This is a genomic window from Alteromonas sp. OM2203 (assembly GCF_048517045.1).
GTDB classification, from domain to species: Bacteria; Pseudomonadota; Gammaproteobacteria; order Enterobacterales; family Alteromonadaceae; genus Alteromonas; species Alteromonas gracilis.
In genome coordinates, this window is sequence record NZ_CP183209.1 from 3,847,161 (window position 1) to 3,870,614 (window position 23,454).

A 23,454-nucleotide genomic window follows, 5' to 3' on the forward strand; every position below is an offset into this window, starting at 1 on the left:
TTCTAACGTGTTAAAAGACATGTCGATTAGACGACAAACAAAACACAAACTACAGGCTTTTTATAATGCGCATTGCAATACTTTCCAGAAATCCTCGTCTTTACTCTACTTCACGCTTAGTCGAAGCTGGTCAGGCTCGCGGGCATGAGGTTGACGTCATCGACACCATGCATTGCTACATGGATATCACAAGTGCGCGACCGTCTGTACGATACCATGGGAAAAAACTTCCTTATTACGACGCCGTTATTCCTCGAATCGGCGCTTCTGTGAGTTTTTACGGCACCTCAGTCGTGCGTCAGTTTGAAATGATGGGCACTTACAGCCTGAACGAGTCAGTCGCGATTAGTCGCTCACGAGACAAGCTTCGCTCGCTGCAGCTTCTTTCACGCAAAGGCATTGGCATGCCGAGAACGGGTTTTGCCCACCACCCTGACAAAATTGATGATGTCATCAAAACTGTTGGTGGTGCCCCTGTAGTGATAAAGCTTCTTGAAGGCACCCAAGGTATCGGCGTTGTACTTGCTGATACACAAAAAGCTGCTGAGTCTATTATTGAAGCCTTTATGGGGCTAAACGCCAGCATATTGGTACAAGAATTTATAAAAGAAGCGGGCGGCGCAGATATTCGTTGTTTCGTAGTGGGCGGGAAAGTGGTTGCCGCTATGAAACGCCAAGCAGCACCGGGTGAATTCCGTTCTAACCTTCATCGCGGTGGGCAGGCAAGCTTAGTACGTCTAAGTCCTGCTGAACGCAAAACGGCTGTAGATGCGGCTAAGACCATGGGGCTCAACTGTTGTGGTGTAGATATCTTGCGGTCAAATAACGGGCCAGTGGTAATGGAAGTGAATTCCTCTCCTGGCTTAGAAGGTATCGAGAAAGCAACCAACAAAGACGTAGCAAGTATGATCATTGAGTTTATCGAAAAAAGCGCTGAGCCGCATAAAACGAAAACCCGTGGCAGAGGCTAGCCTCTAAATTTTTGCTGTAAAAACAAGATATGGGAAACGTTAGTGGTAAATGATGTTTTAACAATTGGGGGTCAAACCATTGCCCCTGGCGAAACAAAGAAGATTGAGTTGGAAATGCCGCCGTTGTACACGGCGACCAATATGAGCATTCCCGTTTATGTGAAAAGAGGTAAGCGCCCTGGTCCAGTTATGTTTGTCAGCGCTGCCATTCACGGTGATGAACTCAACGGCATCGAAATTGTGGGACGACTAATCCGCTCAAAAGCTATAGAGCGTTTAAGAGGAACCCTTATCGCGGTGCCAATGGTGAACGTATACGGCGTACTCAACCAATCTCGTTATTTACCTGACCGACGAGATCTAAATCGCAGTTTTCCAGGCAGCAAAAAAGGCTCTTTAGCAGGACGATTAGCGAATTTATTTTTTAAAGAAGTCGTAAGTAAATGTGATGTGGGCATTGATTTGCACACCGGTGCTATACATCGAAGCAATCTGCCTCAGATTCGTGCAGATTTAGACGACGCAGATGTCCTAGAAATGGCCAAAGCATTTGGTGTTCCCGTACTTTTGAATGCAGAATTACGGGATGGATCTTTACGCGAAGCGGCAAGTGAAAGTGGCGTTAAAATATTGCTCTATGAAGCCGGGCAAGCGCTGCGCTATGATGAGTTTTCTATTCGTGCGGGCGTAAGGGGTATTATAAACACCATGCGCCACTTGGGCATGCTCAATAAAAGCCGGAGTAAAGGCCATAACATTGAGCGGTTTATCGCCAGACAAAGTGGGTGGGTAAGAGCGCCAGAAAGCGGCTTTGTTACCCATTTAGCTCAGCTGGGTGATCACGTAGAGAAAGGTGACAAACTTGCAATTATTGCAGACCCATTCGGTAACTATTTAGATAGTTTAGAGAGCCCTGCAGAGGGCGTGGTAATTGGCAAACAAAATATTCCGCTAACGCAAGAAGGCGAGGCGGTTTACCACATTGCATACTTCTCAGAGCCAGATACGGTTGCAGAACATGTGGAACTACTACAGGATAATTTATTGCCACTAGAGCAGGCTCCTATTTTATAAAATTGGTAGATAAACTGATGAACAAAAAGAAAATTGTCGGTGCAGTAGAGCTGTGCGATTTACCCAAGCTTGCGATTACTGATTTAAATGTGCGTGTAGATACAGGGGCCGCAACCTCTTCGCTACACGTAGACAATATCGAAGAATTTGAGCAAGACGGCGAGCTGTGGATTAAATTTGATATCCACCCTGATATTCATAACGTTGAGCGTGTTGTGCGAAGAGAAGCCCGTGTAGAAGGCCAAAAGCGAGTAAAAAGCTCAACCGCTACACGAGAGAGGCGATATGTGATAATTACGCCTATAATAATGGACGGATATCAGTGGGATATTCAGTTAACCCTCACTGACCGCTCGGAAATGACCTATCTTATGTTACTGGGTCGCGAGGCAATGAGCGGGCAATTTATTGTAGACCCCGAATATGATTTTCTGCTTACGGGGAAGGATTAAAAGTCATCAGCCAGGTCAAAGGTAATGATGAAGCCTCTCTTAACAAGGCGTGCGCTGACCGCATGAGATAACACATATGGACGTTAGGGCAATAATTTTAGGTATAGTGTTACCACTGCTAAGTGCATGCGTGCTTTTTGGTGCTCAAGCGACAGAGCCAGCATTCAATAAAGTAAATAACGACTTACCCCATACCCTAATTCGTTTGCCTAATGTTCACCCTGGAAGAGACAGTGTATATGCATACGCTAAAACGCTGCTAACTGAAGCGCTTCTGGTTACAGAACCTCAATACGGTACTTTCGAGATTATGGTTAGTGGTCAAGAGTCGGCGCAAGAACGCCAATTACGTAACCTTGAACACAACCTGTTAGATGTCACTTGGAGCGTAACGTCAACGGAAAGAGAGCGCCAGTTTCTTCCTGTCCGCATACCAATAATGGCCGGGCTATTCGGGAAGCGTGCGCTTTTTGTAAAAGAGGGAGATGAGCGCCTTAAGTACGTTAAAACCTTGGAAGAGCTCAAATCGTTCAGAACAGTTCTTGGCTACGACTGGCCTGATACAAAAATCTTTCGCGCTAATGACCTGCCGGTTTTAGAAACGACCTACCGCGCTTCCTTTCGTATTGTCTCTGAAGGATTTGCCGACATCTTTCCGCGCAGTGTAATGGAAATTAGAGAAGAGTTTGAAGATGAAAAGCTAACTCGAGGGCTTGCCATAGATGACAACCTTATTATTTCCTATCCGAGCCCTATTTTCTTCTTTGTAAGAAGCGACAATCACGCGTTAGCTAACCGAATTGCTGAGGGCTTGCTTATCATGTTTGATTCAGGAAGGTTTCAGGAACTTCTGCTCTCTCAGGATAATTTTCGACACGGTATGTCGATGCTCAAAGGTCGCACTGAACTAAAAATTCAGAACCCGCTGTTAAGCGAACCCAGTCGAATTGCCCTTGAAAAATTTCTTCCAGAGTTTACTGCGACCAAAACAATTCAACAGTTCAACGCTAGTGAGTCGGTGGCTCCAATTCAAGCTGAGAAGCGATTAGGACAGCCTGAGTCCGGTTATTAATACCAAGCTTTTTGAAGATGGCAGTTACATGCGCTTTCACTGTTGCTTCGGCTATATCTAAATTGAAGCCTATTTGTTTATTTAACAGTCCGTCTCGCATGTAGCATAAAACTTTGTATTGAGAAGGCGTTAGTGACGCTACTTTATCTGCAAGCTCAGAGAACGCTTCATCAACTTCATCGACATTTTCGCTGAGATTATCAGGTAGCCAAACATCACCATCTAAAATCGCCTCTACGGCATTCGCAATATCCTGGGCACTCGCGGTTTTAGGAATAAAGCCGAGCGCGCCAACGCTAATAATCTTTGAAATCAGTGTAGCGTCTTCTGTACCCGACACTACAGCAACAGGAACATCAGGGAAAAGCTTGCGAATATGCAGAAGACCAAACAGGTCATTACTGCCCGGCATATGCAAGTCTAAAAGTAATAAGTCGATATCCTCGTTATTGAGAATATCGACAGTAGTAGGTAAATCGCCAGCCTCTTTAAGCGTCAAGGCTGGCAGAGACAAGGACAAAGCGCCTCTCAGTGCATCGCGATACAGCGGATGATCATCAGCGATCAGAAGAGTTATCATTGTCTATGCCCTTAATGCTTACTTATTTAGACGTTCCTCTATCAGTGTATCAACAACCGACGGATCCGCCAATGTAGATGTATCGCCTAACTGCTCATGTTCATTGGCAGCAATCTTACGTAAGATTCGGCGCATGATTTTACCCGAGCGAGTCTTGGGCAAACCATTAGACCACTGGATCATGTCAGGGGTAGCAATAGGGCTTAACTCTTGGCGTACCCAGGCTTTGAGCTCTTTGGTTAGTGCTTCGTCAGCCTCAACACCTTCATTAGGCGTAACGTAAACGTAAATCCCCTGCCCTTTGATATCATGAGGGTACCCGACTACTGCCGCTTCAGCGACTTTAGGATGGGCGACCAGCGCACTTTCAATTTCAGCGGTACCTAAGCGATGCCCTGATACGTTCAGTACATCATCTACACGTCCTGTGATCCAATAGTAACCGTCTTCATCACAGCGCGCGCCGTCACCGGTAAAATAAACGCCTTTGTATGCACTGAAGTAAGTGTTTATAAAGCGCTGATGATCACCATAGACGGTACGAGCCTGGCTTGGCCAGCTGTCTTTTATAACTAGATTGCCCTCAGCTGCACCTTCCAATTCATTGCCATCGGCATCAAATAAGGCAGGCTGAATACCGAAAAATGGTCGACTTGCTGACCCTGGTTTTAACTCCGTAGCTCCCGGCAGAGGTAAAATCATATGACCACCCGTTTCGGTTTGCCACCAAGTATCAATAATAGGGCAGCGTCCCTTACCAATGACGCGATGATACCACTCCCACGCCTCTGGATTAATTGGCTCACCGACGGTACCGAGTAAACGAAGGGAAGACAAATCACACCCTTCTGCTGGCACATCACCATGAGCCATGAGCGCGCGAATTGCCGTTGGGGCGGTATAAAGGCTGTTTACTTTATATTTTTCAACGACCTGCGCAATACGTTTTACATCAGGATAGGTAGGAACCCCTTCAAAAAATACTTGAGATGCAGCGTTAACCATAGGTCCATAAACCATATAGCTATGACCTGTGATCCAGCCCACATCAGCGGTACACCAATAAATATCATCATCTTTATAATCGAATGCATATTTAAATGTCATTGCAGAATAAAGCAGGTAGCCACCGGTTGTATGAACAACGCCTTTAGGTGTGCCCGTAGAGCCTGACGTGTAAAGAATGAATAGTGGGTCCTCGGCGTTCATCACTTCAGGTTCACACTGACCTGACATATCCTCGATGGCGTCATGCCACCATACATCATGCTCTTCGTTCCAATCGATATCGCCACCCGTTAGCTTGTGAACAACGACATGACTAATGGAAGGACACGCGCCGTTTGCTAAGGCTTTATCTACATTCGCTTTTAATGGAATGCTTCTGCCCGCACGACGACCTTCATCGGCAGTAATAACAACTTTAGCGCTGCTGTCGTTAATGCGATCAGCAATTGCATTTGGTGAGAAACCACCAAATATGACCGAATGCACAGCGCCGATTCGGGCACACGCCAGCATAGCGTACGCCGCCTCTGGTACCATCGGCATGTAAATAGCGACGCGATCACCCTTTTCAACACCCATTCCTTTAAGCGCGTTAGCTAATTTACACACTTCATAATGCACTTGTTGATAAGTGATATCTTGACTATCTTCTGGAGAGTCGCCTTCCCAATGGAAGGCGACTTTAGTGGCGTTCTTAGCCAAGTGGCGGTCGATGCAGTTGTAACTAGCGTTTAGTTCACCATCCTCAAACCACTTTATTGAGACATCATTCTCGCCGAAAAACGTGTTTTTGATCTTCGTAGGTTTTTGATACCACTCAAGAATAGACGAATGTTCCGCCCAAAACGCTTCCGGCGCTTCTACTGACTGCTTATACATCGCGTCATATTGCGATGCATTGAGGTGGGTAGACTGAAGAATGTTCTCAGGTACAGGATAAGTCTTGCTGGCGCTCATAAGGATTGCCTCCAATATCAATAATGTAAAATTCTTGTTTTATGATGAAACACTCTAGCCATTCAAGCACAAAGCAAAATGAGACTTTGGTCTTAGCAACACCCTACTTAGGTGCTAAGCGTCAAGTATTACGGAAAAGTATTACGACTATGGTCTTATGCGACCATAGGCGTATTTAATTTTGCGATAATACGTACACAATCAGTAATGTTAACGTTGAATTTACATTTATTTAACCACTTTTGGAACAGACACGATGAAAGCTAAAATAAAAAATACGGCGACGGCGGTAGCGCTGTGCCTAGCAGCATCAAACGGTGCAGCACAAGCAGCAACGATCGGCGATACAAGTGTGAAATTCACAGGCTATGTCAAAGTTGACGCCATGGTCAGTGACTACTCAGACGGCACCATTGCGTCGGGTAGCGTTGGCCGAGACTTTTACATCCCTTCACTAACTCCTGTTGGTGGCGTTGACGAAGACCCACAATTTGATGCACATATTCGGACTTCACGATTCCGTTTCGCAACGTCTACGCCGACAGAAGAAGGCGATACGATAAACGGTGTGTTTGAACTTGATTTTGTTGTTACCAGTGGCGGTGATGAGCGTATTAGTAATTCTTACGTACCACGTGTTCGTCACGCCTATATAACGTACAAAAACTGGTTGGTAGGCCAAACCTGGACTACGTTTATGGATGTAGGTGCTCTGCCTGAATCACTCGACTTTATTGGTACAACTGACGGCATAACGTTCGGACGCCAAGTCATGCTGAGATATACCAACGGCGGCCTTCAAATTGCATTAGAAAACCCGGAATCTACCATAACGCCATTTGGTGGCGGTGGCCGTATCACCAGTGACGACAACGCAATCCCTGATTTAATCGCGGCATATACGTCAAAACAGGACTGGGGTTATGTAAAGGTTGCGGGCTTAGTTAGACAGCTTTCTTATGACAATGCCGCTGGCATTGATGCTGACGAAACCAGCTTTGGTGTGTCAGTGACGGGTAAATACAACCTGTCGAACGGCGATGATATCCGTTTTACATTCAATACCGGTAGCGGTCTTGGCCGATATTCAGCTCTAAATGCGGTAAATGGCGCAGTTCTTAACGAAAGCGGTGACCTCGAAGCTATTGACTCAACAGGCTACGGCATTGCATATCGCCACAAGTGGAGCGATAAGGCGCGCAGTAGCATTATGTTCTCGGCCTTTGAAGCTGACAATGATGTATCGCTAACTGGCTTGGCTACCACCGAAAGCACATATAGTACCCGTGTGAACTACCTATATTCGCCAACCAAGGCATTAACGGTAGGTGCCGAATACGCTTTCGCAAAACGAGAAGTTGAATCAGGCCTTGAAGGCGACATGAACCGCTTCCAAGTCTCAGCGAAATACGCGTTCTAAGAAAATTAAGACGTAACAAAAAAACCGGCGCTTCTTCATTAAGAAGCGCCGGTTTTCTTTATCTGATAAGTAAAAAGCTATGCCCTGCCACTCAGAAAACCCGCTTTTGGGGGACTAAATAGTCGTAAAGATAATACCCAATGGAACGACGAAGAAAAGTCCACCGACATAGGCCGCACCATACACTTTCCTTTCCGCTGCCAGAACTGATAGCTGATACGACAAGTTGATTGGAATATTTCGCAGAACAGGGATACCGTAAATAAGCGTTACACCAAGTACATTATAAATAAGATGTACAAGCGCAATTTGCAAAGCGAACCCACTATTTACACCCACTACTCCTAAAGCAGCAATTAACGCAGTGATACACGTTCCGATATTAGCCCCCAGGGTGAAAGGATATATCTCACGGGCTTTTAAAACGCCAGCACCAACCAGAGGCACCATGAGCGACGTGGTGGTAGATGATGACTGAACCAAAACCGTCATCAGAGCGCCGGATGTAATACCTGATATGGGGCCTTGCCCAATGCTTTTATGTAATAAATCCTTAGCTTTGCCGACCATAAGCGATTTCATGATCTTGCCCATGTAGGTAATTGAAACCATGATAAGTGCAATACCCAAAAGGATTTTAACAATGCCCGGATAAACCGACGGCAAAAACTGGAGTGATTGAGAAACTAAATCTGTTACGGGCTGTGTGGCTGCCTTTATGGGATTAAACCCACTTACTCCTAACGCTTCCCCAGTGTGAATAAGCGCTACAATTTGACCACTTAGATACTCTAGAATGCCAAACGCCATCTCAAGCGGTAGAAATATGAGCACCGATAAAACATTGAAAAAATCGTGGATGGTAGCGGCATTAAAAGCCCGCTGAAACTCTTCTTTTTTTGCAACGTGCCCAAGGCTTACCAGTGTATTGGTGATGCTGGTTCCGATATTTGCGCCCATCATCATGGGCACGGCAATGGTAATAGGTAATCCACCAGCAACCATTCCAACAATAATCGAAGTAACCGTGCTTGAAGACTGAATTAAAGCGGTAGACACCATGCCGATAATCAAGCCCATGATAGGGTTTGAAGCGAAGTTGAAAAGCTCTCGCGCTTGCTCGCCAGCCGCATATTTAAAACCGCTGCCAATCATACTTACGGCAAGTAGCATGACATAAACAAGTAAAATAAGAAGAAGCCATCGTTGCCAGTTGTTGTTCTTTTCTACTGAACTGGCGGAAATTATCTGTGGGTCAATCATTTAATAGTGGGTACAAGTTATAACAGAAAAACCCATAGTATTACCAACGTGTGACACAAAAATGACGGGGAACGCCCGCCACTTTTGCGAAAATGTTGGCTAGAAAGATTCGAGCCCTTCAACTTGCACTATGTCATTTTTAGCGGCCTTGCACCACGCAGACAACAAGGATGAAACCCGAAACTTATGTAGGCCTAAAAACCCATGGGATATTGGCGCAATACGTCATGAGTAGCCTTCAACGTCTCTTGAGACAAATCCATATCAAACGCTTCTATATTTTCTTTCAACTGAGGCATTGTCGTTGCCCCTATGATAGTAGAAGTAACACCGGGTACTTGTTTACACCAGGCTAAAGCAAGTTGAGAGGGCGTTACTCCAGCTTTTTCAGCAATTTTTATGTATTCAGCAGTGGCAGCTTGCGCAGGCGGTTTATCTCTGAATAATCCCATACGCTGAGCTAATGTCCATCGGCTCCCTTCCGGGCGCGCACCGTTTTGATATTTACCACTTAGCATACCCGTGGCCAGTGGCGACCATGGTAAATAAGCAATGTTTTCAAGCTCACACATTTCAATGAGATACGGCCAATCCTTCGCGTGAAGTAGGCTGAACTCGTTTTGAATAGACACGGGCAAAGGCATATCAAGCTCTTTACAGAGCATAAGAAAAGCGTGAATACCCCAAGGCGTATCATCCGACAGCCCCCAGTGCCTAATTTTTCCTTCATCAAGGGCGCGCTTGATCCCCATTAGGATATCTCGCATACCGTCGAGTTCTTTCTCACGATCGGTTTTTGTTGGATTTGCGCCATCCGGCCAATGTTTACCAAAGTGAGGGGTAACTCTGTTAGGCCAGTGAAGTTGATAAACGTCTATATAATCTGTATTCAAACGTTCCAAAGAGTACGTTAACGCATTGGCGATCGCACCAGAAGTAATTGGGCCCGCATTGCGAATATACTTAAGTCCGCTGCCGGCTATTTTAGTCATCAGTATGATGTCTTTACGCTTAGACGCGTTGCGTGAAAGCCAATTTCCAATAACACGCTCTGTGTCGCCGTAGGTATCAACGTTTGGCGGTACTGGATACATTTCTGCGGTATCAATGAAATTCACGCCTTTATCTAACGCAAAGGCCAATTGCTCGTCAGCGTCTTGCTGAGTGTTTTGAATACCCCAAGTCATAGTGCCCAAACATATGTCTGACACTTGTAAATCGCTCGTTCCCAAACGGTTAAACTTCATTTTACTCATACCTTATAAATGCAATAGCGAGCTGGTCGCTTGGTGCAACAAAGTCCCTACTAGGTGCTATGATGCTTTTTATTGGCCAACTCGGCTTCAACACTGGCTAAACGCGCTTCAATATTTCGTTTTGACTCGACCATCTCGTTTGCCAGTTCAGCAAGTGATTTTAATTCTGCAAACCCTAACTTCCTGGTATCAATTTTTTGATATTGACGTTTGCAGCGATAAAAGAAAGTAAGAAAGTTAACAAAAGCCCGATGAAATGTCGCAAAACTCTTGATTAAAACAAGAATTAATACGACAGATGTGAGCGCGGCAATGCCTAAACCGTAAATACGTACTTGAGCTTCTTGTTGTTCAATAAGAGGTTGAAGTGCGTTATCAACACTTTTAAGTTGGTTCTCAACGTTGTGAGCGCTTTGTCTAAACTCACCGCGTAGTCCATCGTTATGAGTTAAACCAAACCTTACGTAGTTGTTAACCAATGCCGCAAGCGCAGACTGATAAAATTAAAAAACTAGGGTGAAACCCCTATGTTCGAGAGCCATTCAAACCGCCACTATTAAGTCGTACTTTGCTGCGACCCCACCTTATGATGTTCGCGTGATGTAAGCGTTATAAACCTAATAACGTAAAACGCGGTCGAAGGTACTAATGAAAATATTGTAGGCAATATTCTCTTTGTACCAAGTGAAAGCGCAGCCTCATGAATTTGGAGAAGAATATGAAGAAGTTCGCCCTATCTACGTTAGCTGCTGCAATGCTTGCAAGTCCATCAGCTATTACACTTGCTGATGCGTACATTGGTTCTCAAATGGCAGACAAACTGATGACGCTTTCACCTGCCGAATCTCTAATGGCTGTTGTGACTTATGATCAAATGTCACCACTTGCTGAGTCGCAGATTACTCAACTTTTAAACCTAGGCATTACTGAAGGTGTTCAGTTTAAAAACCTTCCAATTATTGGTGTAGTAGCCACTAAGAATCAAATTGAAGCCATTGCAAAATTTGATGGTGTACGTTCCGTTTTTGCTAACCGAAAAATGGAATTATTTAATGCCGATGCGCGCGAAATTACTGGCGTTGCAGATTTACAAGGGGAGGACTTCGCCTCGCGAAACAACCTCGAATTTACGGGTAAAGGTTCAACTGTTCTGGTAATTGATTCGGGTATTGATGCATCTCACCAAGACCATTTCTTTGGTGATACGGTAGTCGATAATGTTCAAGCAATTTTAAATCCTGGCGCGCTCTCAATCGTAGGCGTTACTGGCCCTACTCTGTCTAACCAAGTAAATACCGACCTTAATTCTGGGCACGGTACTCATGTTACGGGCACCATCGCGGGTAGTGGCGTATTGTCTGGCGGCAAGCATAAAGGCGCAGCGCCGGATGCAGATATTATTGGATATGGTTCAGGCGCCGCAGTTTTACTACTTGATACGATTGGTGGCTTTGATTACGCAATTAGTAAACAGTATACCTTCGATAATCCTATCAAAGTAATCAGCAACTCGTGGGGTTCCAGCGGAAAATACGAGCCATTAGGCCCGGTATCACTGGCAAGCTACAAAGCACACACCATGGGGATGATTAGCGTTTTTGCGGCAGGTAACAGTGGGCCAGGCGAAGACTCACATAACCCCTATGCACAAATTCCGTGGGGCATCTCAGTTGGTGCTGGTGATAAGTTTGGCAAGCTAGCAAATTTTTCATCCCGTGGACTTAAAAGCGAGTCTGGCGACTTTACTATGCCAGATGGCACAGATTGGACATATACTAACGACGTAACGATCGTTGCCCCCGGTGTAGATATTATTTCCACCCGCGCAGTGTTGAACGCGGCAGCAAATGGCGGAGATGCTGATTTAGGTGCAATTGAGCCACAGAACATCCCCTTCTACACGATGATTTCTGGCACCTCAATGGCAACACCACATGTTTCAGGCATTATTGCATTGATGCTTGAGGCTAACCCTAACTTAGACAACCTCACAATCAAGCGATTACTTCAAGAAACAGCAACTAATATGCCAGGATATGAGCGCTGGGAAGTGGGTGCAGGGTATGTAAACGCTCGTTCAGCAGTGGCAGCAGCCTTCAATGAAGATTTGGACCACAAGGTTACAGTCAACAATCTTGTTGAAAAAATCTTTAAGGCAAATGCTCTCGTTTCTACCAGTGAACGTGTAGAAAACTTTGATGTGTTTTATGCCCCCATCGGCGCTCCCGAAATTGTTGAGTTTGAAGTAGGCACCGAGGAAGTACTCGTCAAAGCTTCGGCAGACACGCTTGCTAACCTTACTAAATTGGTATTGGTTGCTCCTGATGGTACGGAATATCGCGGCAATCTCACCACTCCTGTGCTAACCACTACCATGCGAGTTGCTGCGCCAGCAATGCCCGGTACGTGGGGTGTTTATATATACGGCTTGACGTCATTATCTGGTGTGGAAGCTGACCCACTAGGTTTAACTAACGGCCCTGGCCTGCCTGAGACCTTCAACGTTACTGTATCATTCGAAAATAGTGGTGGCTTTGAAGGTATGGGCGATGTTGAAGGTCACCCTCAGCAAAACGCCATTGAATTTGCTGTTAGCGAGCGTCTAATGGATGCCATTAACAGCCGTGGTTTCTCGCCAGATGCCCGCCTTAAACGTAAGGACTTTGCTCGCTATGCGGTAATGGGCGGTGCAGTAAGACAATACCGTGACCTGCTAAACGAAGAGCGCCCTAACATCGGCTCAGTACCTGGTTTTGATAAAGCGTTTGTAGAATCGGTCATGGTTAAAGGTGGTGCACTTAAAGACAAACTTCGTAACCAAGCACCTGTTCTAAGAAGTATTGACGGCAGCGCAGACCCATTTGCAAGTGTTACCAAGTTAGATATTGCTTATTCACTTGTACAAATTTTGGGCCTTGAGGAAGCGGCGCTAAGCTTCGATCCCAACGCCGATATCGTTGTTGATTACAATGGCGAGCAAATCGTGCTAGAAGACCAAGACAGTATTCCAGCTGACATGAAAGGCTACGTGCAGCTAGCCCTTACCTTGTCACTGATTAATGCTGAGTTCGGTGTAGAGCAAAGTCCATTTAGCATTGTGCCAACCATCACTGCGCGCTTTGCGCCAGATACTGTGATAACCAGAGCGCATTACGCGGTGCTCGCATCACGCTTCTTTGTTCAGTATTTTGAATAAATCGCAAGCCTCTGAAAACGGTGTCATTATTTAGATTGATAATGGCACCGTTATAGGCTAAATTTTAACCAATACTGAAAGAGGTCATCCTATGATGTTTAAAGCGATGAAATTCAGACAACTTACTACCGTTGTTGCCACCACTGCTCTACTTTTGCTTTCTACTGCGCAAGCGCAACTAGTTACACCTAACACCCTTACTGTCGACGACAATAAGATTCAGGCGAAACTGACGCTGAGCAGCTTAATTGAAGTAGATCTATCCGTTGAGTTCGAAAACAGTATTGGTCTTAATGCAAACAATATTGAGATTACCGCTGAATTACTTGACCCTACAGACTTAACCATTACAAGCCGACTACCATCTGTCCTGACTAGCGCAGTTTCAGGCTTCCCTGTTCTTGTTTCCATTTCGCCTAAACCGGATGCAGGGTTTGGCTTTGAAGGCTTAGCTACCGTTGAGCTTTACACCAAAGCTATCCATTACACCCCAACTATTCCATGGCGCTTGTTTACATCACATAACGGCGGGGCATTTGAAGATATAACAGTCCTCATGTCCTCTGGAAGTATTCGCGCTCGTGGTAGTACAGGGCAGTTTTCCGATTTTATTATTTTGCTCGATAATCGTCCTTCAACTACTGTCATTAACGACAAAGTTGCCTCTTTAAGTACGACTGTTAATGACAACCGCGACGAAATAGCACCGCTGCTAGAAGCAGCTATTGATAGTGGAATAAATGACATTCAGTCAGCGCTAGCGATAAACGATGACGATGCAGCATTAACTGCGGTTGATAGCCTTATCACACTTGTTGATAGTGCTTCTGGAAGCCAGATTGCTGACGTATGGCGTTCAAGTGGCGACCTAGTTAATGTGAAAGGTCTACTTCTTACTCAGCTGCAAACACTACGTTTTAGTTTAAGAACGCTGTAAATAGCCCTGTTGACCTTAAACCCATACTGTTTTTCGAAAAGATACACGGGCTTACGATCAACTTGGCTTCGTGCCTATCTGGGCATGGTAGTAGGTTGCAAAAACAATAAAAATTCAGTGACAGTGACACGATGAGGGCGATGCTATGCCATTACAGTTTGCCTTTACAGAAAGGAACGGTAGCGTAAGTGAACACTTGCTTTTTGAGGGTCGTGAGTATCACATCGGCCGCTCTGAAAGTGCAGACATCGTTATTCCACACCCTCAAGTCTCTCGCTCTCATATCGTATTACGAGCCAACAAGCAGGCTGACAACGACCACGTATGGCAGCTTAATGACATGAGCTCTACAGGATGTTTCAGTGCGGGAATGCAAGTGAAGCATCTAACCCTAATCAAGCCGCAGGTTTTGCAACTTGGTCCTGTACCCTGTGAATTTACTCCGATTGATTTGAACAACGTGGTTAAACTTGATAGCCATCGGGAATGGAGAAAGCACCAGTTAAAGCAATATCAAACACAGCTTCAACGCTGCAATGGCAGCACTGCGCTGATTAATCTTGCTAGAGAGTGTTTGCTTCAGTCGTTAGGCTGTGAACGAGCCTCCCTCATTTTGTTCGACAAAACAAATGATTATCAACTTGGTGTGGGCTACGAGAGCTGGATGCAGGGTGAGGAATTTACGGGAAGCCGCACCATTATTAATCAGTGCATGCAAACCAATGCAGTTCGCGCTATCGGTAATATTGTTTGCGACGAATCACTCAACAAGCAACAAAGTGTAATAAATCACGGTATTCAGGCTGCTATTTGCGTTCCTGTATGCTTAAACGAAACTCCCGTCGGCGTTTTGTACGCAGACTCAACAAAAGGGCGGCGTTACTTCACCCAAACTGACATTGAATTTGCCACCTCTTTGGCAAATATGATTTCGATGCGTTTGTTATTCCACACAATAGAGCATAAACTTTCACTTATAAGCTAGAGGGCTGGTTGAAATTTACCGTGCAAATTTCTACCCGCATGGAAGCCTTAAAATGACAAAATAGCCTTTTGTATAAGAACAATATTTATCGCGACGCCAATCGTCTATTGCTTACGTTGTGATGGTGATTAGTGAAGTGTGGAGAGGGCTTTGAACAGGCCAGATGTATTCTCGTCGCAGACCGATTTTCTTAAAACTGAAGTTTTAGCTTCAGGGGCTTCTGTCGTGCCCAATTCTCGTTTAGCTAATCGCTTTCTCATTGTTGAGCGACTTGGGTCAGGGGCTCAAGCTTCCGTTTACAGTGCTATTGACGAGTTGCTTGATGTAAAAGTAGCGCTTAAGGTCATTGAAGGTGGTGCAAGCGATCCGGTAAAAATGCAAACCATCCGCAATGAAGTTAATATTGCCAGACAACTGCAACACCCTAACATCATTCGCGTACATGACGTTTTTTCTGACGGCGACACCGCCTTTTTTACAATGGCGTTCATCGAAGGCGAGCCACTGTACACTCGTATTCGACAACCTATCAGCAAAGCCGATTTCGATAAGTGGCAGCAACAGCTAATCAGCGCCTTATTGGCATGCAAAGCAATAGGCATTAAACACGGTGATATAAAACCCGACAATATCCTTATTGATCACCATGAAGACATCAAACTTATTGATTTTGGTATTGGACAAAGCGCATTGTCTGGTGTTCAAACGAGTGGTCATCAACGCTACACCGCTCCAGAAGTCATGCAAACCGGGAAAGCAACTGAACACTCCGACACCTATAGCCTAGGCAAGGTTTTAGAAGACATGTTGGACTGTGTTGAAAAAGAAGGAGTTGGCCTTTACCACTATCTTTGGGCTAAAAAACGCAAGGTCTGCATCAACCAGTTAACTCACCACCTCCCGGCTAAAAGGCTTTCTCTAGAACAGGCGCTTAGTGTGAGCGACGCAGGCAAAAGTAGTGACACAGGTAATAGCTTCAGCCCACGATTCACTTTTTCCGCTATTGCTTTATTAGTATTGATCGTGAGTGCGAGTATCTTTTCCTATTCCTCGCACCGAAAAGATCAGCCTCAATTAGCAACAGATCAACCTATTCAGCTGTTGGTATTGAATGACCCTCAGTACCCTCTTTTAGATACTATAAACAACCTACTTCGCTATTCACTATCTACTCACCCCTATATTGTATTGGATGATAGAGCGCAAACCCAAACCTTGGTTGCAAATTTGGCTTTGTCACCATTTAGCAATGACAGCGATAGAGTCGACTTAGCCGCCTCGCTTGTGGCAAACAGCGTATTATTACTTGATGCTACGCCCACCAGCAGTAGTACATATTTGATCCACGCCAGCGTACTAAGTATGCCGGCCAATACAGCAATTTTTACCGTGTCGCATAATGTAGATGCCAACACCCTCTCCGATGATTTGAGTGCGTTTGCCAACAAACTTGTCCAGTCGCTATTTGACGCTATTGAAACTCAATCGCCCCAGCCGCTTCCCGATTTACGTTACCTTGATGCCTTAGATAGTGCGTGGCAAAAGGGAAAGACGTTAAATAGCTCAGACACCATTGACGCTATAATTGCCACAACACCGGACTATCCGGGGGGGTGGGTAGCAAAAGCCCGTAATGCAATGAATGGCGGTGACTATGATGGTGCAAGGCAGGCATTAGATAGTTTAAGCAACATTCCCAACTTGGCACAGTATTGGCGATTACAGGCCGAATTATTAAGAGCTGAACTCAACGAGGACTTGCCTCTTGCTATACAGTCGATAGACGCCCTGGTTGCCCAGTTTCCAAACCGACCTGAATTACTATCAATACGTGCAGACATATATCAGTGGGCAGGCGAAGATGCCAAAGCAATGACTGACTATAAAAACGCATTAATACTGCGCCCTAATGATGGACAACTGTGGTTTGAACTTGCTCGTTTGCAAATTATAAACGGAGACATTGACACCGCCACCAGCGAATCATTAACGCGAGCACTGGTGGCGTTTCGACAAGCAAAAAATAATCAGGGTGAGAGTTTAGTACTGAACGCTTTTGGTATCGCTTACCTTCGCACAGCCGACAATGTGACCGCGGCGCAATATTTTAACGACGCACTTACACTGCGCGATGCAGAGACACAGCCTTCTGACCGGGCAAAAACGCTAGCAAACCTGGCTATAGCTGCCTCACTTACTGGCGATTATGCTACCGCAAAAGCGTCGCTTGAAGAGGCCGTGAAACTATTGCACGATTTAGGTGACTTAGCACAGGAAGCCCATGTGAACGATACCTTAGGCTTTATGTTTGAAGAGCGAGGACAGTACGAGAAAGCGCTGAGTTATTACAAACGAGGTCTCGACTTACGGGTGCAAACCGATGACAAAGTGCTTCAGCCACAAAGCATGAGCAACGTGGCTTATATGCACTTTTTAATTGGTGATATCTCACTTGCAGAGATTTACTGGCAACAAGCTAAGGTACTGTTTGAGAGAAACGGGGACGAATCTCATTTACTTCGGACTTACCAAAACTTGGCGCAACTCAGTCTAGTTAAAGGCGATAAGAACATAGCTTCGCGGCACATAACAACCGTTGATGGGAAACTTGGAAATCAGCATAACCAAGAGAGAATGATAAACCACCTGCTATTCAGCTACTTAAATTTTGCGAACGGTAACTTGGCAGAAGCCACTAAACACGCCGCGGATGCAAGACGCTTGGCCCACGACTCTGAAGATAGCAGAGCAAAAACAGAGGTTCTTCTGTGGGAAGCTGAAATATGTTTACTCACTGCAAACTGGTCATGTTTGGAAAATAGCCTTGAAACTGTAGCACCTACAATTAGCAAAGAGCGTCACGAGCAGTTTGCCGTTTTTCAATGGGTAACACTGGGGCTCAAGCACCATCAAGGCACACTGAATAACGAACTAGACGAGATCTACAATACGCTTGTAGATAACAGTAACGTGCCGGTTATTACCAAAATAAAAATTCTGCTCGACATGCAAGAGCGGCTTTCTCTAAGTGAAAATAGTAGCGCCATGGTAAAACTGGGATCGCTTATCAAACCTACCTATTATCAGTCTTACCTTCAGTGGCTTTATGTAAAAGCATCACTTGGGGATGAAGAATCTATCGAAAAGCTCAAGCAAAAGCTCGCTTTATACCCTTCATACTGGCGCAACCATCTTTACTATCGAGCCGTTCCTGGCAAAACAGAAACGGTGAATGAATTAACGGCGCAGTGGCTAACCCAGTTACCAGAAAAGCAGGCGGGCGACTACAGGAACGCCTACCTTGAATGATTTAACCAAAGAAATAGAGAGTATTAAGGCATTACAGGCAACGCTTCAAGCGCGACTGGATGCCGACCAAGAAATACTGCAACAACTTGCTAAACGACTGTGGGCCCAACAAGAATCAGAAAAGGCGAAGCTTTCTAGAGAGCTTCACGACGGTATAGGGCAGTTGCTTACCGGGTTGACCAGACGGCTTCAGGCGTTATCTTCTTCATCGCCTGAAATAGAGGCCTTACACAATATTGCTGAAATGGCACTAAATGATGTCAGGCAGTTATCACGGCTAATGAGCCCCACTATCCTAGATGACTTAGGTCTTAAACCTGCACTCAACTGGCTTTGTCGAAATTTGCTAAGTGACGAAGATATTAACTATCACACAGATATAACATTACCGTCCGATCTCCCTAAAGACATAAGCACCCTCCTATTCAGAATTGCGCAAGAGACGCTGGTAAATGCTATAAAACATAGTGAAGCCACTGACCTTACCCTAACCATTTCTTACCATCATCACGTTGTTCGTTTAGATATTCTTGATAATGGTGTAGGGTTTGACAGCAAGACAATAGAGCCAGGAATTGGACTTTCAAGTATTCGCGATAGAGCAGAAGCGTTCAACGCGACGCTAGAAATAGACGCTGCCATTGGAAAAGGCACAAGAACAACAGTAACGGTACCCGTATGACAATTCGTGTAGTGCTAGCCGATGACCATGTACTTATGCGCCAAGGCGTGTCTCAGATGCTAAACGCAAATCCAAATATTAGCGTGGTGGGAGAATGCGACGATGGCGTTGAGCTTATTGCAGCAGTACTAAAACTCTCCCCTGATGTTATCTTAATGGACATTTCTATGCCGCGTATGAGCGGGCTGGTTGCCATTGATAAAATTTTATCTCAGCGCAGAGACGCAAGGATACTCGTGCTTTCAATGCACAATGAGGTGGAATACATAGAAGCCATGCGCGATGCTGGTGCAAAGGGGTACATTTTAAAAGAGTCTTCTGGTGACAGTCTGGTTGACGCAATAAAAAAAGTGGCTGCCAACAAAACGTGCTTCCCCGATGAGATAACTAAACCTTTGGATGAGCATTGCCAAAAGCATATATCGCCATTAAGTGTATTAACACGAAGAGAGCGTGAAGTCTTTTTCTTAGTTGCAGCAGGCAACACCAGCAAGAAGATTGCTGAGCTATTAGATATGAGCCTTAAAACGGCAGAAAATCATCGCAGCAATATTTATAAAAAGCTCAACTTAAGCAGTTCAGCAGAGCTCATCAGAATGGCAGGAAAAGCTGGCTTGCTAGAATAACGTTATTCATACCCCGTTTTAAATTCCGTTTCCCCTTTCCCCATGTAAATTCAGCTAGGGGTAGTTGTGACATTCAAACCCTTCAGCAGCAGGGAGACTACGGCAGAACGCCCGTGAACAAATTCCAATATTGAGCGATAAACTTTCGGCAAGACTTAAACAAAAAAGAGGGGCCTTGCTTCATCTCCCCCCTCCTCCTACAGATTACGCGAGGGCCGGTTGTAACATTCAAAACCCTCAGCAGCAGGGATGCTGCTGTGGAGCGCCCATGGATGGGTTTACCGCGTGTTTTGAATGTTACAACCGGCCCTCAACCCTAAGGACTAAAGCTCAGCGTATTGCGTAAGGATAAACGCAGCCTCGCCTCGTGACACCCCATTCTGTGGGTTAAAGAAGGCTTTAAGCGTAGGCTGGAGAGCAAATGGCGCTTGCTCTACTCTCACTTCCACCTGCATTAACCCAGCGGCTAGTGCCTGCTGAACATAGCCACGATACTCAGGTGCAATAGCATCAGTATCTTCAACCTCTACTGCCACGCCAAGCACGATAGCGATAACTTTGTCAGCATCGAAGCTTTGCGCTTCATTTTGAAGGCCCAAAGCTTGAATCATCGAATATGCCATTTCTTCTTTCGTCACCTGTATATTGCTACCAAAGAAATTGCCATCGACTTGCATCACAGGTTGCGTATTCATCTCTAAATCACCTAGTACCGCACCTGTCGCCGTCGCAGAGTTTACCGCAGCAGCACGCTCTGCACTCACATCGCTATAGTTAACCGCGTTGCCATCGTTAGTTTGGCGAAGGTTGGCACTAAGCGCTAGCGTATCTGCAAGCTCTACACGGGTAAGTGGTGCATCTGGCGCAAACCCGCTTTCTTGTGCGTCCATTAGCTCGTTTGCAACAACGTACTCAATAAAAGGTTTAGCTGGGTGACCTGCAGCATCATCAATGCCGGTGTAACCTGATGTCACTAACAAACGAATGTTTACATCGTTAGTCCCAGGGATACCCACACCGTTTGTTACACCTAGCGGGTCAACCGACACACCGCTAATGCTGCCAATACCGCGGCTATACAGTTTCCACGTGCCCAGCATACCTGGCGCTGCAGTACCTACAGAAGACCCTAGCACAGGTAAGCCGATACCAGAGCCGTAGGTATTGCCTGCCGGGTCTTCTAGTACAAAAGCCGTAGCTGTTTCAATTGAAGCATTTGCCACTACCATGGATACTTCAGGACCAACCTCAAATGTTTCAGTCGGTGACTCACCGACTGGCAAGTAGGTTGTAGACCGCGTAAAGGTTTCACCCTCAGCCACATTTGCAAATGCGTTAAATTTACGATTTTTCTTCACTGTATCGCCAAATACTTCATCGCCTTCAAGCACGGCAGTTACGGCGGCATAAGTGTTAACATAACCTGCGCCCACTTCCCACTCGTCCATGCCTGCCATTGGTGTTGCGGTTTCCTGAAGAATACGCTTCACGTCTTCCCACTGAAGGTTTGGATTTGCTTCTAGCATAAGTGCAACAATACCTGATACGTGTGGTGCAGCCATTGAAGTACCGCTCGATACGGTATAAAAAGGTAGGTGCTGTGGCTCTATCATTTCAGCGTCGGCAGTGGCACTCAGTGCGCCTAAACTAGACAGTGAAGCTCGTGCAGAAATAACGTCTACACCTGGCGCCGTTACGGTAGGACGGTCTTCCCACGTGAACACCTCACCATCGACAACTGCCTGCCCACCCTTTCCGTCAACACCCCGTGAACTAAAGTCAGCCAGCTCGCCCTGCTTGTTACCCGCAGCCACTGTAACTACCCAAGGTGCCTTTTTAAAGTTACCGGTAATTGTCGATTCGCCTGGGCCTGAGTTACCTGCTGAGAACACGGTAATAATACCGTTGTCAGCCAATGCTTTAGTTACAATGTTCGTTGGGTCGTCTGGGTTGAAGTCTGTACCTACATCACCTGTGTTACCAAATGAATTAGAAATTACCCGAATGTTGTAGTCGAACTGGTGGGTCAGCGCGTAGTCGAAGCCGCCGATAGTATCTAAGATAAATAGACCTGCGCCCGAGCCATAACCAATAATGTCTGCACCCGGTGCTACGCCTGCGTGTAAACCACCGCTCTTAGCGCCGTTACCGCCTACAGTGCCTGCCACGTGTGTTCCATGACCGCCTAGAATATCGGTGTTAGACACATTTTCTTGGTAAGTAATAGGTAAAATGCCGCTGTAGCTATTTAAATTCACCTGGGCTAGTACGTTCTGAACAACGTGATCAGGGAATGCTAAATCGCTATGTGTGCCGTCAACACCCGAGTCATTGACTACAACACCAATACCTTTACCCGATACTGGCATGCCATTTATGCGAATATCGCGGTCAGCTTGTAGTGCCTGAACGCCCGTGATTTGGGTAGACTCATGATTTTCTAGTTCTAGTGGATCGTTATTCCATACCGAAACTACGTCATCCCGTTGATAAAGCGATTCTACTTGCTGTTTGTTCGCTAGCACGCCAACAATAGGCACGTTGCGAAGGCTAACTCCGCCAGTGATACCTAACGATTCAAGTGCTGTAATTTGTTCTGTTGTGGCAGGCCCCTTACCTTCAAATGTAACAATAACTTGTTGTAGCTCTAGTGGCGAAGCAGCAAGTGCATCGGCCAATGTTTTGTCGAACGTTTTTGCATTCACCATGCTTGCTGGTAGAGCACAAGCAATAGCTACTGATAATACGGTTTTCTTATTAAGGAATTTCATAATACACCTCTCTTTAAGTACCCATTGAGTATTTAACAAGCAAAGAGGTAAAACTATGGGGAGTTCCCCCTATACGAAGCCGTTTTAAAACGCTTCGCAAAAACATAAATTTCAAAAAGAAAAAAGCCCTCATAGATGGAGGGCAAAAATACCAACAACCGAAAAAATTAATAGGTTGGAGGGGGAACAAACGTGGTACTGGAAATAAACCACTCACTCAAATCAAAGAAGCCTTACTGCTTGCGCTTCCTCATTGAAGTAAACGTTAATAGAATGAGCATGGCAGTTGCGAAAGACGCGGGTTCACTCACTTGTGTCGAGCCATTGTTGGAGCCATTATTAGGCTCTACAGTTTTAACCAGTTGAAACAAGCCACCCGCACAGCGCTCGCCACTTTCGAAGAAAACACACGTATCTGTTTCTCCTAAACCTGCTAATCCTGAACTAATAGTAAACTCGTAAGGAACGCTTGAGTCCTCAATAAAAAACTCAAAACCTTCGCCGCTTTCATCACCAAACACACCACCATTTAAATTAACTATCACAAAGTCAGCAATGTCGTCCTCTAGAATATGGTAAATATCGCCATCAAATTCTAGCTGAAAGAAAAACGACAGCCATGTGCTCCTGTTGAACTGGGTTTCGTATTCATCAAAAGTAATCTGACCGGCTAAACTGGATTTTTGTGAATCTGCCCCAAATATAAGTCGCGTAAAGTCATAAGTAACAACGCCAGCTAGGGAAGGCGTGCTTAGCAGAACAAATACAACGGCAATCAAATGTTTCATTTCGCATCTCGAGCTAGACAAACTGTACGTTGAGTATCAGCCTGCCCGTCTCAAATACATATAGGGAGTTCCCCCTATTTTCACTACGCCTACCGCATAAGCCGCTA

18 protein-coding genes are annotated in these 23,454 nt (G+C 45.5%); 11 read left to right on the forward strand and 7 right to left on the reverse strand.

From position 1 onward, the window contains the following. The first annotated feature begins 65 nt into the window (after positions 1-65). From rimK to ACM0P2_RS16960, 4 genes are all read left to right on the forward strand, one after another. Positions 66-971, forward strand: coding sequence for a 30S ribosomal protein S6--L-glutamate ligase (gene rimK / locus ACM0P2_RS16945; RefSeq protein ID WP_105930414.1), 906 nt, complete (start codon positions 66-68; stop codon positions 969-971). Positions 972-1,013: 42 nt separating this feature from the next. Next, positions 1,014-2,045 carry a succinylglutamate desuccinylase/aspartoacylase family protein gene (locus tag ACM0P2_RS16950; RefSeq protein ID WP_173360906.1) on the forward strand — a complete coding sequence of 344 codons (1,032 nt, stop codon included), beginning with the start codon at positions 1,014-1,016 and terminating at the stop codon, positions 2,043-2,045. A 17-nt stretch (positions 2,046-2,062) separates the two neighbouring features. Further along, on the forward strand, positions 2,063-2,497 hold the full coding sequence (locus ACM0P2_RS16955; protein ID WP_159120437.1) for an ATP-dependent zinc protease: 435 nt from the start codon (positions 2,063-2,065) through the stop codon (positions 2,495-2,497). A gap of 130 nt (positions 2,498-2,627) precedes the next feature. Further along, the gene (locus tag ACM0P2_RS16960) at positions 2,628-3,569 is read left to right on the forward strand and encodes an amino acid ABC transporter substrate-binding protein (RefSeq protein ID WP_419226856.1); all 942 of its coding nucleotides are present in this window, start codon (positions 2,628-2,630) and stop codon (positions 3,567-3,569) included. Here the strand turns inward: ACM0P2_RS16960 and ACM0P2_RS16965 are convergent. Both ACM0P2_RS16965 and acs read right to left on the reverse strand, forming a co-directional pair. Further along, positions 3,505-4,149: a response regulator transcription factor gene (locus ACM0P2_RS16965; protein WP_159120436.1), complete on the reverse strand. Its 645-nt coding sequence runs from the start codon at positions 4,147-4,149 to the stop codon at positions 3,505-3,507. The genes ACM0P2_RS16960 and ACM0P2_RS16965 overlap by 65 nt on opposite strands. A gap of 18 nt (positions 4,150-4,167) precedes the next feature. Next, positions 4,168-6,114: an acetate--CoA ligase gene (gene acs, locus ACM0P2_RS16970; protein ID WP_159120435.1), complete on the reverse strand. Its 1,947-nt coding sequence runs from the start codon at positions 6,112-6,114 to the stop codon at positions 4,168-4,170. A gap of 256 nt (positions 6,115-6,370) precedes the next feature. Between acs and ACM0P2_RS16975 the strand changes: the two genes are divergently transcribed. Beyond that, positions 6,371-7,534, forward strand: coding sequence for a DcaP family trimeric outer membrane transporter (locus ACM0P2_RS16975; protein WP_419226857.1), 1,164 nt, complete (start codon positions 6,371-6,373; stop codon positions 7,532-7,534). A 114-nt stretch (positions 7,535-7,648) separates the two neighbouring features. Here ACM0P2_RS16975 and ACM0P2_RS16980 read toward each other — a convergent pair whose 3' ends face one another. The 3 genes from ACM0P2_RS16980 to ACM0P2_RS16990 all read right to left on the reverse strand — a co-directional run bounded on the left by ACM0P2_RS16980 (position 7,649) and on the right by ACM0P2_RS16990 (position 10,532). After that, positions 7,649-8,797, reverse strand: coding sequence for a Na/Pi symporter (locus ACM0P2_RS16980; RefSeq protein WP_120963503.1), 1,149 nt, complete (start codon positions 8,795-8,797; stop codon positions 7,649-7,651). A gap of 194 nt (positions 8,798-8,991) precedes the next feature. Beyond that, the gene (locus ACM0P2_RS16985; protein ID WP_419226858.1) at positions 8,992-10,044 is read right to left on the reverse strand and encodes an aldo/keto reductase; all 1,053 of its coding nucleotides are present in this window, start codon (positions 10,042-10,044) and stop codon (positions 8,992-8,994) included. 59 nt (positions 10,045-10,103) lie between these two features. Beyond that, a complete protein-coding gene (locus tag ACM0P2_RS16990) occupies positions 10,104-10,532 on the reverse strand; it encodes a hypothetical protein (RefSeq protein ID WP_419226859.1) in 429 nt (142 codons plus the stop codon). A 239-nt stretch (positions 10,533-10,771) separates the two neighbouring features. On the opposite strand from ACM0P2_RS16990, the gene ACM0P2_RS16995 reads away from it, so the two are divergent. The 6 genes from ACM0P2_RS16995 to ACM0P2_RS17020 all read left to right on the forward strand — a co-directional run bounded on the left by ACM0P2_RS16995 (position 10,772) and on the right by ACM0P2_RS17020 (position 19,788). Continuing rightward, the gene (locus ACM0P2_RS16995) at positions 10,772-13,249 is read left to right on the forward strand and encodes a S8 family peptidase (protein ID WP_419226860.1); all 2,478 of its coding nucleotides are present in this window, start codon (positions 10,772-10,774) and stop codon (positions 13,247-13,249) included. 91 nt (positions 13,250-13,340) lie between these two features. After that, positions 13,341-14,186, forward strand: a complete 846-nt coding sequence (locus ACM0P2_RS17000) for a DUF6689 family protein (protein ID WP_419226861.1) — start codon at positions 13,341-13,343, stop codon at positions 14,184-14,186. Positions 14,187-14,331: 145 nt separating this feature from the next. After that, positions 14,332-15,171 (forward strand): GAF domain-containing protein, encoded by an 840-nt coding sequence (locus ACM0P2_RS17005; RefSeq protein ID WP_419226862.1) that lies wholly within the window; start codon positions 14,332-14,334, stop codon positions 15,169-15,171. Between the two features lie 150 nt (positions 15,172-15,321). Further along, complete coding sequence (locus tag ACM0P2_RS17010) at positions 15,322-18,480, forward strand: protein kinase domain-containing protein (protein ID WP_419226863.1); 3,159 nt, start codon at positions 15,322-15,324, stop codon at positions 18,478-18,480. Beyond that, positions 18,473-19,162 (forward strand): sensor histidine kinase, encoded by a 690-nt coding sequence (locus ACM0P2_RS17015; RefSeq protein WP_419226864.1) that lies wholly within the window; start codon positions 18,473-18,475, stop codon positions 19,160-19,162. The genes ACM0P2_RS17010 and ACM0P2_RS17015 overlap by 8 nt, the downstream gene beginning before the upstream one ends. Next, positions 19,159-19,788 carry a response regulator gene (locus tag ACM0P2_RS17020; RefSeq protein WP_419226865.1) on the forward strand — a complete coding sequence of 210 codons (630 nt, stop codon included), beginning with the start codon at positions 19,159-19,161 and terminating at the stop codon, positions 19,786-19,788. Before ACM0P2_RS17015 ends, ACM0P2_RS17020 begins: the two co-directional genes overlap by 4 nt. 323 nt (positions 19,789-20,111) lie before the next feature. Here ACM0P2_RS17020 and ACM0P2_RS17025 read toward each other — a convergent pair whose 3' ends face one another. Continuing rightward, positions 20,112-22,559: a S8 family serine peptidase gene (locus ACM0P2_RS17025; RefSeq protein ID WP_419226866.1), complete on the reverse strand. Its 2,448-nt coding sequence runs from the start codon at positions 22,557-22,559 to the stop codon at positions 20,112-20,114. A gap of 233 nt (positions 22,560-22,792) precedes the next feature. Continuing rightward, positions 22,793-23,347: a hypothetical protein gene (locus ACM0P2_RS17030; protein ID WP_419226867.1), complete on the reverse strand. Its 555-nt coding sequence runs from the start codon at positions 23,345-23,347 to the stop codon at positions 22,793-22,795. Between the last annotated feature and the right edge of the window lie 107 nt (positions 23,348-23,454).

Coding starts and splice junctions, on each gene's coding strand:
- rimK (WP_105930414.1), top strand. CDS start 66: ATGCGCATTGCAATACTTTCCAGAAATCCTCGTCTTTACTCTACTTCA.
- ACM0P2_RS16955 (WP_159120437.1), top strand. CDS start 2,063: ATGAACAAAAAGAAAATTGTCGGTGCAGTAGAGCTGTGCGATTTACCC.
- ACM0P2_RS16965 (WP_159120436.1), bottom strand. CDS start 4,149: ATGATAACTCTTCTGATCGCTGATGATCATCCGCTGTATCGCGATGCA.
- acs (WP_159120435.1), bottom strand. CDS start 6,114: ATGAGCGCCAGCAAGACTTATCCTGTACCTGAGAACATTCTTCAGTCT.
- ACM0P2_RS16975 (WP_419226857.1), top strand. CDS start 6,371: ATGAAAGCTAAAATAAAAAATACGGCGACGGCGGTAGCGCTGTGCCTA.
- ACM0P2_RS16980 (WP_120963503.1), bottom strand. CDS start 8,797: ATGATTGACCCACAGATAATTTCCGCCAGTTCAGTAGAAAAGAACAAC.
- ACM0P2_RS16985 (WP_419226858.1), bottom strand. CDS start 10,044: ATGAAGTTTAACCGTTTGGGAACGAGCGATTTACAAGTGTCAGACATA.
- ACM0P2_RS16995 (WP_419226860.1), top strand. CDS start 10,772: ATGAAGAAGTTCGCCCTATCTACGTTAGCTGCTGCAATGCTTGCAAGT.
- ACM0P2_RS17000 (WP_419226861.1), top strand. CDS start 13,341: ATGATGTTTAAAGCGATGAAATTCAGACAACTTACTACCGTTGTTGCC.
- ACM0P2_RS17005 (WP_419226862.1), top strand. CDS start 14,332: ATGCCATTACAGTTTGCCTTTACAGAAAGGAACGGTAGCGTAAGTGAA.
- ACM0P2_RS17020 (WP_419226865.1), top strand. CDS start 19,159: ATGACAATTCGTGTAGTGCTAGCCGATGACCATGTACTTATGCGCCAA.
- ACM0P2_RS17025 (WP_419226866.1), bottom strand. CDS start 22,559: ATGAAATTCCTTAATAAGAAAACCGTATTATCAGTAGCTATTGCTTGT.
- ACM0P2_RS17030 (WP_419226867.1), bottom strand. CDS start 23,347: ATGAAACATTTGATTGCCGTTGTATTTGTTCTGCTAAGCACGCCTTCC.